Below are 14865 nucleotides of genomic sequence, written 5' to 3' on the forward strand. Positions count from 1 at the left end.
CCTATGGCTTACTGTTTTCAGCCAGCAGGCCAAACGCATAATAGCGGTTCTTCTTGGCTTCTTTCTCAGCGTACATGCGTGCGTCAGCAGCGGAAAGAAGAGAGCGGGCATCTTCGCCGTCCTCGGGGCAGTAGGCTACCCCGGTAGAAAGGCCAACCTCAATCTCCCCAGTATAAGGCAGCTCCGCCATTAGGTTCTCTTTAAGCCTGGCCTTGAACTTTTCTACTCGCGGGCCCTTACCGGCAAACAGAACTACAAATTCGTCTCCCCCGTACCGGGCAGCTATGTCTTTTTCACGTGTTGCCTTTTTAAGGGCTCTTGCAGCTGCTCGCAAAACTTCATCCCCTATCTGGTGGCCCAGGGTGTCGTTTATTTGTTTCATGTTATCCAGGTCGAGGACGGCCACCGCAAAACTGCCGCCTCGTTCTAACCTGCAGTCCAGTTCCCGGAAAAAGGTCCTGCGGTTGTAAAGGCCTGTTAAAGGGTCGGTAACTGCTTCTTTCTTGAGCGCCAGGGCTACCAGGTGGAATTTTAGGGTCAGGAAGTACATGGCCAATATAGTCACTGCCGTGCCGGCGTTCACCAGCACCAGGTCGCCCAGGATCCTTCCCCAGCTTTCGGGAAGACCAAGTTTGACCCAGTACGCACTCAGAAAAGTGCCGGTACCCATAGTTAATAGTCCTAGCAGCAACAATTTCTCTGGCCCGCGTCCTTTCCGGTTACGCCCTTTATGAAGGCAAATCCCCATGCCTATGGCTGATAGAAAATATATCACAGTTTTACAGAACTCAGACAAGGCCTTAGCCTGCTCTACACTCATTATTCAGATGACCTCGCAATTTTTAGAGCTGACCAATTTGGCAGCGCGCGCCAAGAACTCAGCTTGTTGGGGAGGTAGGCTTTTGTTTGTTACCGCCGCGGTTGCACGTGTGCTCTCCAGTATAAGCCATCCCGCCTGCTTAGCCCAAACGGTCGTTGTTCTCCCCGCCATGATATGACCCAATTTGGGTCAGTGCAGCCGCCTCAGTAAAAAAAGTATTTCGCCCAGCAAAGCTATTAGGGTACCCCCCCCCCCATGGAAATATTCTCCATTTCCTCTTTCGGAATCCGTAAAAATGCCTTTACCACCTGGGGGTCAAATTGCTGACCTGCACACCTTTTCAATTCATTCCGCGCTTTCTCCGGGGCGAACGCTTTTCTGTATGGCCTGGCGGAGGTCATGGCGTCGTAGGCATCAGCAACACGAATAATGCGCGCTAGAAGCGGGATCTCCTCTCCTGAAAGGCCAGCCGGATAACCCCCACCCTCATAGTCTTCGTGATGGTGACGTACGGCTGCAATGACCGCCGCAGGGAACCGGGCCGGTTCCAGGATCCTGGCTCCTACTTCGGGATGACCCTGCATCTCTTTTCTTTCTTCCGGGGTGAGGGGGCCCGGTTTAAGAAGAATGTCCTCTTGTACACCAATTTTGCCCAGGTCGTGTAAAAGTCCGGCTAGATAAACCTGTTCCTCCACTTCAGCACCAAGTCCCAGCATACGGGCGCAGGAGCGTGCCCATTTGGCTACCCGGATGGAATGCCCCCTCGTGTATACGTCCTTGGCCTCCAATGCCGCTGCCAGCGACTGTACGGTACTCAAGTAGTACTCCCGCAGGGATGAATAAAGGCGGGTGTTTTCCAGCGCCAGCCCGATTTGAGCTGCCACGGTACCCAGGTACTCAACTTCCTCTTCCGACCAGCGACGCGGTACAGGAGAATAAAGCTTCAGTGTGCCCAGGATCTTTCCGCCTGCTTTCACAGGCACCACAACCAGGGCCCGCATCTCCAGGGCACAGTAAGGTAGATGCCTTCCGGATTTGTCTGTAGCCAGGTCCTCCAACACTACAGGTTCCCCTTTTTGCAACACTTCACCCAGCAAGTTATCCTCCGGCCGAACGCGGGCTACCCTCGCCTGCAACTTCTGGTTCATACCCAGGCTAGCCCTCAGCACCAGTTCGCCGGTATTTTCGTCAAGCACCCGCAGCGCACACCACCGTGCATCCAGCACGTCCCTTACACTTGCCAGGGCCGATTCAAGCACTAGATCCACATCAAGGTGGCTCGATAACACCTGCCCTACTTCGATTAGCCGTTCAAGCATCGCTGCCCTTTCCCGCACCTTCCGGAAAAGCCGGGCATTTTCCAGCGCCAGCCCCAGAATGGTGCCCAGGGTGGTCAAAAAGATGGCTTCCTCTCCGGTGAAGCGTTGCCCCCCTGACTTGCCTGCTAAGGTGAGTACCCCCGTCACCTTGCCCCCAGCTGTAAGAGGTACTGCAACTGCCGGCCGCTTTTCTTCGGGCGTGCTTTCTCCGGGACGGCTCTCAAAGTGCGCGGCGACAGCTTCCCGCTCAACCGCGGCTATTATTTCCCCTGCAGGTATAACCCTTAATTCGTTGTCCGGCTCCAGGGTAGCCGCCACCTCAAGAGTCGCCGCCCCTGGTTCCGCTTCGCCCAGCATTATCACCGACCCGCTGGTGGCACCAGTCAATTCCAGCACCGCCTGAAGTCCCTGCCGGGCAGCTTCGGCCACCTGCAGGCTACCTGAAACTGTTTTGCTGAATTCAAAGAGAGCGCTGAGTTCGTCTGCCTTTTTCTGCTGTTCCTGCTTGGTGTATAGCAGCTGGGCCAAAGTTTCCGTTACTGCCCTTATCATCTCCGCCGCTGTCCGCAGCCGTTCTTCAGACCACAAAGGTACCCCTTGGGCCGCTACCCAGAGCTCTTCCTGGTCTATGCCTGTCTCCCGGGCAAGTTCGGCTACTTCCTCTTCTGTGAGCGGCTTAAGTGCTACGCTGCCGCCCACCAGTACCGCTACTGTTTTTCCTGCTACCCGGAGGGGTACTGCCACATGTACCAGCCCGGCATGGCAGGTGTCGAGAATCGCTCTCCCTGCGTCCACGGCAGCCCTGGCAAAGATTACACGTGAAGCCCCACACTTGGCTCTTCCTTCTGAATTAGCATTAAGGAGGGCGCAGAAAGAGCATAGGTTGGAGGTTTTGGTGAGGAGTTGTCCGTCCGGGTAGGTGACCGAAGCTGCCAGCCCCAGGGCCTGGCTCATGCTCTCTTGCAGTCTTTGTAAGCCGATGTGTTTCAGTTCTTCGTAGTACTGCATTAATTTTCCTCTTTCCATGAAAGGACCCACATACCTCCTGCTGGGAGTGGTTGCCAGAAAAGGCCTGCTTGCCGGACCGGCAATCACGCAGGACTGCTAAATGCCGGCCCTTCGGCGGCCTTTCTTTCCCTCCTTGTCCGCATACATCCTGGCGTCGGCCACTGCGAGCAGCGTATCTACGTCTTTCCCGTCTGCCGGGAACCGCGCCAGCCCCACCGACAGGCTCAAGGGTATCTCCGCACCGGACAACCGTAGCGCCTGCAGATGCTTCTTAAGTCGGGCCCGGAGTGTTTCCAGGCGCGGCCCTTTGCCTGGGAAGAGGATGACAAATTCGTCGCCCCCATAGCGGGCCGTTACATCCCCTTCCTGAACGCTTTTTTGGATGGCCTGAGCTACCCGTTTCAGGGCTTCATCCCCATACTGATGTCCCCAGGTGTCGTTGATTTTTTTCATGTTATCCAGGTCTAAAATAGCCAACATCGGGCTGCGCTTCCCTTCCCGGGCCTCCTTTAGCACGCTCTCCGCCGAGGCAAAAAAGGTCCGCCGATTGTATAGGCCGGTAAGGGGGTCGCTTTCGGCCTCGCGCTGGTAACGGCATGAAGCCTGGACCAGTTCCATGATCATCAACATCATCGAATATAGGACTAAAAAGGTACCGGTGTTGGAAAGAATAAGTTCGCCCACGATTCTTTTGAGCAATGTAGAGAGGTGAAAAAACTCTCCCAGAAGGTCCAGGGAAATGCCGGCCAGCACCAAGGGCAGGCCGATAAAAAGCAGTATCGCGGCCGTTCTCGTTCTAGCTCTCAGTTGAGAGGTAAGGATAAAATATACCAGCCAGGTGAGTACTAGGAGGTAAATAAAAAACTTACTCCCTTTGCAGGCCACTCGCAGCCAGTCGATGAGATAGACCCTTTCGACGCTCATTCCCTTTCCCCAGCAGAAAATTTTATCGCTATACAGTCGCTTTAAAGACGGTTAAGGCTTTTTAAACTCCCCCATTGCCGTTTCAGTACATATTTTTCCATGCAACCCACGCTTCGGGCATTTGGTGGAGGGTTAAGCCTTGCAGTTAAATGCGTATAATTTTGTGATTCTATGATGGCCTGACCCAATACAGCTTTTAAGTATCTATCTCCATAACTCTCTTTAATTGTAACACTGCGCCGTTGACCGGGGGCTGAGAGCCTGGACTGCGAAATAAGTCCTGGGGTGCTAAGTGTCAGAGGTCTGCTGCTGTGCTGGCGCACCCGGCTCTTTTTTCTCCCAGCTCTCTTTAAGGGCAACTTCGGCGTAGGCGAAAAGCTCTTCCCCGTCCTTCCCGTTGTCGGGATATACCGCAATCCCGTAGCTCCACGTACCGGGCAGGAAGCTTTCCAGTTTCGTTGTCACCACCTGCGCGCCTTCTTTCCCCGTATGAGGGAGAATCAACGCCAGCGTGCTCTTACTGAGCTCTATGACGGTGTCTATCTCGCGCAGGCGCCGTCGCGCCTGCCTGGCGCATTCACCAATCTTTCCCTTGCCCAACCTTTCATACCGGGCCAGAACAAGGGCTACCTTTAGCCCGCCCCTGTTCGCCCGGTTGATCTCATTCCTGAGTACTTTGTGCAGCAGCTCCGCGGGGGCAACCTCTCCTCTGGCGCCAGGACCTATCAGTTTCTCTACGCGGCGCACCAGCTCCTCTACCGAGTAGGGCTTGCAGAGGTATTCCACCGCCCCCAGATCTATCGCCTTCTTGACCACGGCGGCGTTGCTCTCGACCGTTACCACCATGACCGGGACGTAGCGATACTCCGGCAGGCGTTTAAGTTTCTCTAGCACTCCCAGGCCGTCCATTCCCGGGAGGTGGATGTCGAGGATCACCAAGTCGTACGGTTCTCCTTTTCCCCTGGCCTTAACCAGCGCCTCCTGGCCGCTGGCGGCTTCGTCCACCAGGTAGCCCTTCTCCTCCAGTGTTCTCCTGGAGGAAAACCTGGTGAGGGTCGAGTCTTCCACCAGCAGGACGCTCTTTTCCGGCAAGGCTAGCAAGGTTTTCACCTCTCCCTTTGAGACTGTTTTCGGTTCCGGAATCTATTCCGAATTTATCAAAGAGTTTTCTCCCTTTGTTTAACCAAGGACAAAGGCCGGACCGAAATATTTGCCCCGGCTTCCGACTCTAAAAGCTATCATACTTGCTATGCTTCCGTTCCCACTATTCTAATCAAAGTTAGAAATTCGACACAAACTGCCAGTTTCCTCCAAGGTTATCCTATCTTCACAAAAAAGTTCTTACCATCTACGTTTAACTGCCAGGAGAAGTATGCTTTTCCTTACCCGGTATTCCAGGTAATAGGCCACGGACTAATCCTCTATTTTGCCGGGAACTGTCAAGAGGACAGTAACCGGGCTTTTGTGGCCGTTATTACTACAGGTTAAAAAAGTTCCTTCCGGCCCTGGAAAGGGTTGAAGGCGGCTTTCCGAAAAGTATCCCCTTGTTCCAAAAATATGCTATAATAAAATTCAGAAGAAGGTGATCCCTTGCCGGAAAACGCAGGGCAGCTCCGGCCTCCCCACCACCCCCACGACAAGGGTTACAGGCAGCTTCTTTCCGACAAGAGAGTTTTCCTGGAATTGCTGAAAACCTTCGTCCGGGAAACCTGGGTAGAGGCTATCGACGAAAAAGATCTCATCCTGGTGAACAAATCCTACGTCCTCCAGGATTTCAGCGAGAAAGAAGCCGATATCGTTTACCGGCTTAAGACGAAAGATAGAAACGTCATCTTTTACGTCCTGCTGGAACTGCAGTCAACGGTAGACTACCTGATACCCTTCCGGCTGCTGCTCTATATGGTCGAGATCTGGCGGGAAATCTACACCAACACCCCGCAGCACGAGCGGGAGAGCAAGCATTTCCGCCTGCCGCCCATCATCCCGGCGGTGCTCTACAACGGGGCCGGATCCTGGACGGCGGCGCTCTCCTTCAAAGAAATGCTGGACAGTTACCAGGATTTCAGCGGGCATCTCCTGGACTTTCATTACCTGCTGTTTGATGTCAACCGTTACAGCGAAGAAGAGCTGATCAGAGCGGCAAACCTGATCGCCGGTGTCTTTCTCCTGGACCAAAAGATGCGGCCGGAAGAGCTGGTTGGACGGCTGCAGAAACTGGCGGGGGTCTTAAGGCGGCTCACGCCTGACGAGTTCCGCCATATCACCAGCTGGCTGAAGAACGTCGTCAAGCCCAGAATGCCTGAAGGTTTTAAGGAAAAGGTTGACCGCATCCTGGACGCAAGCAATCCCTGGGAGGTGGAACGGATGATTTACAATCTGGAATTAACCCTGGAAGAGATGCAACAGCAGGCTTTGTTAAAAGGCTTAAAAGAAGGCGAACAGAAGGGGAAATTGGAAGGGAAATTGGAGGGCAAACGAGAAGTAGCCCGGAACCTGCTACTGCTCAACGTCGATATAGAGACCATTGTTAAAGCTACGGGGCTTACTCCGGACGAGATCGCCGTGTTAAAGAAACAGCTGGAACAGTGATTTTTTGCTGGCCGTAAATTCAGGAAAAGGCCCGCCTTATCCACCGGGGCGGGCCTTGTTATTATAACTTGCCGGAGCCGTGCCGCCCCTTGCCGGCAATTTTGCCCTCGTTTTCCCAGGAGTATTCCAGGAAATATCAACCCTGTATAACCCTTTTTAAAGCCGCTTGCTGGCTTTTTGAAGGGTCATCTATGCCCGGGGAAATATTTTTATACCTTCGGCAAAAATCGGCACTTGCACCAAACGACAGAGGCTGCCTTAAGAAAATATGCGTTTAACCCATTTTTCTTTAAATTTTTATTCCACCGCTGTTAAAGGTAAGAATGTGAAATATTTATCAAGTATTATAGGACAAGGCATTTTGCCGCCGTCGCCCTGCAGTGGAAAGAAGTTCCTGCCGGACCTTCCGCGTTGTCTTGAGCGTTTTTCCCCGTCTTAGCCCAACGTTATCAGAGGCATCTCCGGCGCATGAAGGGGGCATGCATCAAGGCAAGGCACATTGCCTTGAGGGGTTGCCTTTAAGGTAACCATGTCAAAATTTAGCTCCAAAAGCAGGAAAATGGAAGGAATTTGTAGAATGAAGTAGCTTCAGGAAATGGAGGGGCCATGTCTACAAGTTTATAGGAATTACAGGTACCTCACCAGAAGAATAAAATAATCCTACTTCGGCTATCTGATGGAGTTATCGTGAGGGAGTAGTTCTGCAGTGACCACAAATTCAGTGGTGCTTTACACTCATTTAACTCAAAATCCTTCTCCAGCACCGGTAAAAGGTAAAACTTTTGGTGTTCGCCCTGCTCCATCAACCCGGAGGTACATATCGGTCGCTCAAAAGTTCTGGATAAGTCAAACTGGTGCTCTTGTATGGGTTAGCCTATCTGTAATTTTGTCCCTGCCCTGGTTACGTGATTTGAGCGAAGTAATAGGTTTTGTGTCTGCGATTCTGGTAATCACTTTTATCGCTTACGTCCCAGGTTACCTGGTTGCTTTTCTGGCCGTCAGTTTACTGGTTGACCGTCAGCCTCCTTTCAAAGTGTCCGACCCTGATTTACCAATAACGATATTAATCGCTGCTCGTAACGAAGCATCGAACATTGGGATGACCCTCCAATATATTGCTAATCAGAATTACAGGGGGCCAATTTCAGTAGTTTTGGTCGACAACGGTTCTACAGACGGGACAGCCGATGTTGCGCTGGCAAAAGCACGGGAACTCAAGTTAAACCTTTTGTGCCTCCGGGAAGAAAGCCCGGGCAAGAATTTTGCATTGAATGCCGGGCTAGCCAAAATAGTAACGCCGTATTTTATAACTCTGGACGCGGACACCCTGCTTCACCGTTTCGCGGTTAAACACATAGTAGCCAGGTTGCTGAGTTCGCCCCTGGATGTAGGGGCAGTGGCCGGCCACGTTCTCGTTCGCAATAGCAGGGACAACTTTTTAACAAGGATCCAGGAATGGGATTATTTTTTGGGTATTGCTTCCATTAAGCGGACGCAGGGGCTATACCAGGGAACGCTGGTTGCCCAAGGAGCCTTCAGTCTCTACAAAACCGAGGCTGTGCGCCAAGTCAGTGGGTGGCCGGACACTATTGGAGAAGATATTGTGCTCACTTGGAAGTTACAGCAAGCCGGTTACAGAGTTTATTTCGAGCCCACGGCAGTGGCCTTTACAGCCGTTCCTAAAGTCGTGCGGCATTTTGTCCGGCAAAGGAGCCGTTGGGCAAGGGGGATGGTCGAAGGTATGAAGAATGTCCCCCCTTGGTACCAGCCGAGCTACTTAAAAAAGTTTCTGACCGGAATAGACTTGGTAATTCCGGTTATTGACCTCTTTTACACGCTGGTATGGATTCCTGGCCTCATACTCGCATGTTTTGGTAAATATTATATCGTCGGACCTTATACCCTCTTCGTCTTGCCCCTCAATATAGGCGTGAGCCTTATTATGTATACCTACCAACTAAGAGTGTTTGGCCAGCTCGACCTCCGCGTCAGGAAAAACAGGCTGGGCTTTTTTGCTTATGTTTTGATCTATCAATTGATTAGCTCTCCGGTTTCACTTTGGGGCTATGTGCAAGAACTGTTTCAAACTCGTCGGGTTTGGCGTTAACGTGAAGTCTGAAAGGAAAGGGTTTAGGAACAGAAACCCGGTCTCTTAACCTAATTTCTGCATACGCTCAGGCATTTTTTAAGTGGCGAAAGACTTTGCATAGGGCTGGTGTGTCGGTTCTCCTGAGAATCCCTGCCATATATCCTTCCGGAAAGGTTATGTTCTTACTTTGAGAGGTTGCCTTCTAAGGCTGCATACTAAGGTTACCTACATAGCTCCCCCTGAAAAAGTCCACTTTTTGCATCACATAGGGGAAATGTTATTTCCGGACTGTAGATCGAGTAGAATTCTAACTGTTTCACCCATCTTGTTATACCATTGTTGCCAACCGGTGTAAATTATAGGCCAAAATTCCATAACCGACCCAGGTGGTGGTACCCTCATATCCCCTGGAAAGGCTACGGCGTAATCCATATTTGCGCTTCAGAAGACTAATAGTAGCCTCCCCTCCAGCGCGCCAACGTTGGAGGCGTTTGAACCAGCTTTGCAATTGATAGGCTCTGCGAGCTTTACTGATTTTACCTTTCCGGGGTAAGCTGACCTGCTTTACCCCAAGTTGATGGCAACCACTTTTTCCTGAACCGCCGAAACCTCTATCGGCAGCGAGGGCACGGGGTGGATGGTTGAAAGTTTTAATATGATCCTCTACTGCGCCAAGGAGTAAGGTGTCATCCGCGGGGTTCCCCTGCAACACCTTATAGCCGATGATGATCTTGTGTTCCACTTCCTGGAGCAACACCTTATAGCCGAACTCTACCGGGGCATTGGCCTTACCCTTTTTAATAGGCCGGGCTTCGGTATCAAAGATACTCACCACTCGGTCGGGAAGATGCAAATTCCCCTCCTGGACGGCTGCCGTTTGGGTTACAATCTTTTCCGTGCGGCTGATAGTTTCTGCTAACGTCTGGACCAGGGCATGGATTTTCCCTTTAATTTGATCCCCTTGCTGCTGGAGGGTATCCTTGGCCTCCCTGACAATACTGGCAGCTTCGGTAATAACCTCCGCGTGGTTTTAAGGATTGTGCCGGTAATTTCCCGGACTTCTTGATAGGCTTCGTTACTGCGGCGTTTTAACACTTTATTGATGGCATAAATGCGTTTTTTAATGGAACGTTGCCGGTTATGAAAGGCCCCTGCTACAGCTATACCTGCCTCCTGGATCTTTTTTACGGTACGGGTGATAACCCGTACTCCATCAGCCAGCAGGCCGGCATCCGTGGGATGGTGAATATTGGCTTCCACTACCGTGGTATCTACCTGCAGCTTCTTTCCCCGGATAATCTTTTCCTCCCTGGCTTTCTGAACCAGGGCGGCATTGAGTTCTTTTACAATCCCGGGACCACAGCGTTTAGTGAGTTTAATCAAAGTAGTAGCATGGGGTACCTTTTGGGTTAAGGGAATACGGCAGAAGCGCCGCCACTTAATACTGTCATTTACTTCCTGGACTAAAACTTCATAACCCAGGCCATAACGGTACTTCAGATACATCAGGCGCAGGTAGGTTTCCATGGGGATAGTTGGCCTGCCCAGGCGCGCCTCAAACCGGCTGATGAATGGAGCCATAAACCTATCGTCATCCAGGAGTTCATCCACCCTGGCCAGTTCTGGATTGAGCTGGACCAGGTCAGATGGCAACAGGACATCCCACAGGGTGAGTTGCGGATCTTTTAGCCTTAACATGAGATCACCCGGCAGGAAAAGGAGGTGGTGTGGCGAATGTTATTCATAGGAGTTCCTCCTTCCGTATTTTAGCCTCGCGAAATTGACCTCCAAAAAATAAAAAAGCCGGCCGGCGCTCCTACCCCGGAGCCGCCGCCCGGCGGTCAAATCGTCGCTTTGTCCATACGACCGCCCCATGCTCGCTTTGCTAACCGTTTGCTAACGGACTGTTTTTGAAGCCTTGAAATTACTAGGTTTTAACCTGGACTATTTTTGACTTCCTTATTATGTCAAATCCCGTCCGGCCTTGATTTTGCTGGGTTTTTGCCCCCGAAATGGCGAGATTCTCAATTAAGGGGTAAATCGGGGATAGCGTTGAGGCTTAAAGGGGCAAAATCCCGGCGCAGGTACTGGTAATAAGCGGCACAGCCGATCATGGCCGCGTTGTCGGTGCAGAGTTCCCGCGGTGGAAAAAAGACCGGGAGGCCCGCCTGCTCCCCGGCTGAACGAAGTTCCCGGCGCAGGACCGAATTGGCCGCCACCCCACCGGCGAGAAGGATAGACCTGGCCCGGTAGCTGGTAGCCGCCAGCAGGGTCTTGGTCACCAGGACCTCGGCCACCGCCGCCTGGAAACTGGCAGCCACGTCGGCCCGGTTAACCTCCTGGCCCACCTGGCGGGCGTGGTGCAGGTAGTTGATGACCGCAGATTTCAGGCCGCTAAAGCTGAAATCAAGGCTGTTTTCCTCCAGCCAGGCCCGGGGGAAAGGAATGGCCCGGGGATTGCCTTCCCGGGCCAGTTTTTCCAGCTCCGGCCCGCCCGGATAGGGCAACCCCAGGACCCTGGCCACCTTGTCGAAGGCTTCCCCGGCGGCGTCATCCCGGGTTGACCCCAGGATACGACGGGTGGTGTGATCCTCCAGGTAGACCAGGTTGGTATGCCCGCCCGAGACCACCAGGGAGACCGCCGGCAAGGGCAGGCCAGGGTAGGCCAGAAAACCGGCATAGATATGCCCCAGGAGGTGGTGGACACCGATGAGGGGCTTACCCAGGGCGTAGGCCAGGCTCTTGGCGTAAGCGACACCCACCAGCAGGGCCCCTACCAGTCCGGGACCATAGGTCACCGCCACGGCGTCCACATCGCTAAAGGCCAGGCCGGCTGTAGCCAGGGCCTCCGATACCACCGGTACTATATTCTCCATATGGTGGCGGGAAGCTATTTCCGGCACCACGCCGCCAAAGCGGCGGTGAACGGCGATCTGGGAGGCGATGATGTTGGCCCGAACCCTGGTGCCGTCGCTGACAATGGCCGCCGCCGTCTCATCACAGGAACTCTCGATGGCCAGGATATTCGTTTCTGTCGCCAATTCCTTTACCATTCTCCTCAAAAAGGTGTTTCCACATGATAATGGCGTCTTCGCGGTTGTCGTTATAGTAGCCCCTGCGGACCCCGGCCCTGACAAAACCCAGGCGTTCATACAACCGCTGGGCGGAGTGATTGGAGACCCGTACCTCCAGGGTCATCCGGTCGGCACCCAGGTAGACGGCTTCCTGCATCAGGACCCGCAGCAGCACTTCGCCCAGGCGCCGGCCGCGGTAGTCCGGGTGGACGGCTACATTGGTGATGTGGGCCTCATCCAGGATGATCCACATGCCGGCATAACCGATGACCTTCTGGCCGTCCAGGGCCACATAATAATAGGCAAAATCGTTATTATAAATCTCATTCTGGAAGGAGTGGCGCGTCCAGGGTGTGGGAAAGGAAACCCGCTCGATGGCCAGCACCCCGTTTAGATACTCGTTGATCATGGGCAAAATCTGGACGGTCAACGGGCCTGCCTCTCCGCCGGTGCCGGCCGGAGGTAGAGTGGCTTTAATCGGGAAAGATCGTCGGGCCGGCCGGTCCGGAGGCGTTCCCCTCCCAGGATGGCGACCGGTGCCGCTCTGGATAAATTGTTTGGCGGCGGGAGAAAGTGAGCCCGGGATCCCAGTTGCTGCCATACCTCCCAGTAGGGGGCTACTCCATCGCCTAAGAAGTAAACCGGTGTAGTGCAGGACTTTAGCAATGATACCAGCGAGTCCGGGTCTACTGCCTGGTACGGGGTTAAACGGCATAACTCTCCCTCCTGCCAGCGAAAAAGGGCGGTATATACTTCCAGGCGCCGGGCCTGGATTACGGGACAAATCAACCCCGGCACTCCCCAGGCGTTCCAGGCCAGGGCATCCAGGGTCGGTATACCAACCAGGGGTTTACCGGCCGCTTGGGCCAGGCCTTTAACCGTTGCCAGGCCGATGCGGAGGCCGGTGAAGGACCCGGGTCCCAGGCTTACGGCCAGGCCATCCAGGTCCGCCAGTTCGACCCCGGTTTCCGCCAGCAGGGCAGCGATCATGGGTAACAAACGCTGGGAGTGATTCTTGCGGGTATTAAAAAAAAGTTCAGCCACCAGTTGCTTATCGTCGACAATGGCTGCCGCGGCAACCTGGGTGGCACTATCAACCCCCAGGACCAACAATCTTTTTCAACTCCTCCAGCACTCTTTCATAGGCCGGTCCCCGCGCCTTGATAATGGCCCGGCGCCCCTCCGGCGCATACTCCAGTTTAATTTCCAGGAAGGCCGGCGGCAAATAAGGGTCCAGGCGTCCTCCCCACTCGACCACGGTTATACCCTCACCGCCAAAATACTCTTCCAGGCCCAGGTCCAGCATGGCCTCCGGGTCCTCCAGGCGATAGAGGTCGATATGGTAAAGGGGGTAACGGCCCCGATATTCCTGAATCAAGGTAAAGGTAGGACTGGTAACCGGCGTGGTTACCCCCAGCCCCTGCGCCAGGCCCTGGGTCAAGGTGGTTTTACCGGCCCCCAGCTCCCCGTTTAGAATAAGAATGTCGCCGGGATTGAGGATACCGGCCAGTTCCTCTCCCAGTTTCCGGGTCGCTCCGGCATCCTTTAACCATATTTCCATATCTCTCACCCAGTACCTTATTATTACACTCCCCACCGGAGTGTAAACCGACCTCCTCCGGAGATAGATTTCGGCCAAATCAGGGCGATTATTGGTTGGCTTCCTGCTGGCTGGGGGTACAAGCTTCAGGGGGGCGTTAGCCCCTTCAGGGTTCCCCTAAAAAGTCAGGGCCAGTTGTTTCGTGTGCAGGGCCTGGTAGGCAGCCCTGAGTTTCCTGAAGTCTTCCTCCACCAGTGGTATTTTACCACCGTCCCGGAGGAGAGCCGCCGGGTGAAAGGTCGGCAGGTAGCGAATACCGTCCTTCTCAATCCATCGGCCTCGCAGGCGGGTAATGCTCGCGCCGGGTGCCACTAAAGTACGGGTCGCCAGGGCTCCCAGGCAAACGATAATCTGCGGCCTGACGAAATCGATCGCGGCGTCCAGAAGCGGCCGGCAGGCTTCAACCTCTGCCGATTCGGGCATCCTGTTTCCCGGCGGGCGGCATTTGACGATATTGGTAATATAAACCTCTTCCCGCCGGAAACCGGCGGCCTTCAGCAACCGTCCCAAGAGCTGTCCGGCGGCGCCAGCAAAGGGCCGGCCCACCCGGTCTTCCCGGGCCCCCAGCCCTTCGCCCACCAGCATCAAGCCGGCGCCGGGGTTTCCGCTGCCAGAGACTACCTGCCTGGTCCCGGTACGCAGGCTGCAGCCCCGGCAGGCCGGGCTTTTTGCTTTAAGACCCTTAAGGTCCATAATGATCACCGGTTAATTTCTTCGCCCCCGGCAGCCATAATCCTGCCGGCTGATTTATTTTCCCCTGGCCCTGGTTACCACCTCACGAAGCCGGCGGGCGGCGGCGGCTACGTCCGCGGCCCCTATAACCGCCGAGATCACCGATACGCCATCGGCTCCGGCAGCTATTACCCCGGCGGCATTATCAGGGTTGATACCGCCAATGCCGACTATAGGGATCTTAACTGCAGCCCGAATGGCCCGCAATCCTTCCAGGCCAATAGGGCTACCAGCATCCCCCTTGCTGCCGGTGGCAAAAATACTGCCCACCCCGAGGTAGTCGGCACCGTCGACCTCGGCCTGCCGGGCCTCGTCTGTCGTTCCCGCTGATACCCCAAGAATTTTTTCCGGCCCGAGTAGCTTCCGGGCCACCGGAGCGGGCAGATCTTCCTGACCGATATGCAATCCGTCGGCCTCGACTGCCAGGGCTATGTCCAGGCGGTCGTTGACAATGAAGGTAGCCCCGGCATCCCTGGTCAATTCCCTGATGGCCCGGCCCAGTTCCACCAGTTCCCGGGCCGGCAATTCCTTTTCCCGCAGTTGGATGGCTGTAGCCCCGCCGGCCAGGGCCCCGCGCACCAGCTCCAGGGTCGGCCGGCCGCCACCGAGTTTGGTGGTGATGACTACATAAAGGTCCCATTGTGGCATCATCCTGGTCTCCTCCTTAACCGCTCCCAGCAATTTAAAAGCCACCCGGTGGGATAGCCAGG

The 14865-nt window shown here is 54.4% G+C and carries 12 protein-coding genes and 1 pseudogene; 2 read left to right on the plus strand and 11 right to left on the minus strand.

The genetic code is table 11. From position 1 onward, the window contains the following. Position 1 precedes the first annotated feature (1 nt). The 4 genes from MOTHE_RS10655 to MOTHE_RS10675 form a co-directional block, all read right to left on the minus strand. A complete protein-coding gene (locus tag MOTHE_RS10655; protein WP_162490094.1) occupies positions 2-691 on the minus strand; it encodes a GGDEF domain-containing protein in 690 nt (229 codons plus the stop codon). 365 nt (positions 692-1056) lie between these two features. Beyond that, on the minus strand, positions 1057-3147 hold the full coding sequence (locus MOTHE_RS12960) for an HD domain-containing phosphohydrolase (protein ID WP_144420094.1): 2091 nt from the start codon (positions 3145-3147) through the stop codon (positions 1057-1059). A gap of 96 nt (positions 3148-3243) precedes the next feature. After that, entirely contained in the window at positions 3244-4071 is an 828-nt protein-coding gene (locus MOTHE_RS10670; RefSeq protein ID WP_011393638.1) for a GGDEF domain-containing protein, read from the minus strand. Positions 4072-4359: 288 nt separating this feature from the next. Continuing rightward, positions 4360-5181, minus strand: a complete 822-nt coding sequence (locus tag MOTHE_RS10675) for a GGDEF domain-containing response regulator (RefSeq protein WP_011393639.1) — start codon at positions 5179-5181, stop codon at positions 4360-4362. Positions 5182-5661: 480 nt separating this feature from the next. Between MOTHE_RS10675 and MOTHE_RS10680 the strand changes: the two genes are divergently transcribed. Beyond that, entirely contained in the window at positions 5662-6660 is a 999-nt protein-coding gene (locus MOTHE_RS10680) for an Rpn family recombination-promoting nuclease/putative transposase (protein ID WP_011393640.1), read from the plus strand. Positions 6661-7366: 706 nt separating this feature from the next. Continuing rightward, positions 7367-8767: a glycosyltransferase family 2 protein gene (locus tag MOTHE_RS10685; protein ID WP_080997199.1), complete on the plus strand. Its 1401-nt coding sequence runs from the start codon at positions 7367-7369 to the stop codon at positions 8765-8767. 310 nt (positions 8768-9077) lie between these two features. Here MOTHE_RS10685 and MOTHE_RS10690 read toward each other — a convergent pair. The 7 genes and pseudogenes from MOTHE_RS10690 to thiE form a co-directional block, all read right to left on the minus strand. Beyond that, positions 9078-10447: pseudogene (locus MOTHE_RS10690) on the minus strand (ISNCY family transposase). Between the two features lie 326 nt (positions 10448-10773). After that, complete coding sequence (tsaD, locus tag MOTHE_RS10695; RefSeq protein ID WP_011393644.1) at positions 10774-11802, minus strand: tRNA (adenosine(37)-N6)-threonylcarbamoyltransferase complex transferase subunit TsaD; 1029 nt, start codon at positions 11800-11802, stop codon at positions 10774-10776. Next, positions 11747-12253: a ribosomal protein S18-alanine N-acetyltransferase gene (gene rimI / locus MOTHE_RS10700; RefSeq protein ID WP_011393645.1), complete on the minus strand. Its 507-nt coding sequence runs from the start codon at positions 12251-12253 to the stop codon at positions 11747-11749. Before rimI ends, tsaD begins: the two co-directional genes overlap by 56 nt. Beyond that, positions 12250-12936, minus strand: a complete 687-nt coding sequence (gene tsaB, locus MOTHE_RS10705) for a tRNA (adenosine(37)-N6)-threonylcarbamoyltransferase complex dimerization subunit type 1 TsaB (RefSeq protein WP_011393646.1) — start codon at positions 12934-12936, stop codon at positions 12250-12252. Before tsaB ends, rimI begins: the two co-directional genes overlap by 4 nt. Further along, positions 12917-13384, minus strand: coding sequence for a tRNA (adenosine(37)-N6)-threonylcarbamoyltransferase complex ATPase subunit type 1 TsaE (tsaE, locus tag MOTHE_RS10710; RefSeq protein WP_011393647.1), 468 nt, complete (start codon positions 13382-13384; stop codon positions 12917-12919). Before tsaE ends, tsaB begins: the two co-directional genes overlap by 20 nt. 156 nt (positions 13385-13540) lie before the next feature. Beyond that, positions 13541-14116 carry a uracil-DNA glycosylase gene (locus MOTHE_RS10715; RefSeq protein WP_011393648.1) on the minus strand — a complete coding sequence of 192 codons (576 nt, stop codon included), beginning with the start codon at positions 14114-14116 and terminating at the stop codon, positions 13541-13543. Positions 14117-14170: 54 nt separating this feature from the next. Next, a complete protein-coding gene (gene thiE / locus MOTHE_RS10720; RefSeq protein ID WP_011393649.1) occupies positions 14171-14803 on the minus strand; it encodes a thiamine phosphate synthase in 633 nt (210 codons plus the stop codon). Positions 14804-14865: the final 62 nt, after the last annotated feature.

The organism is Moorella thermoacetica, assembly GCF_001267405.1.
In the GTDB taxonomy this organism is placed as follows: Bacteria; Bacillota; DSM-521; order Neomoorellales; family Neomoorellaceae; genus Neomoorella; species Neomoorella thermoacetica.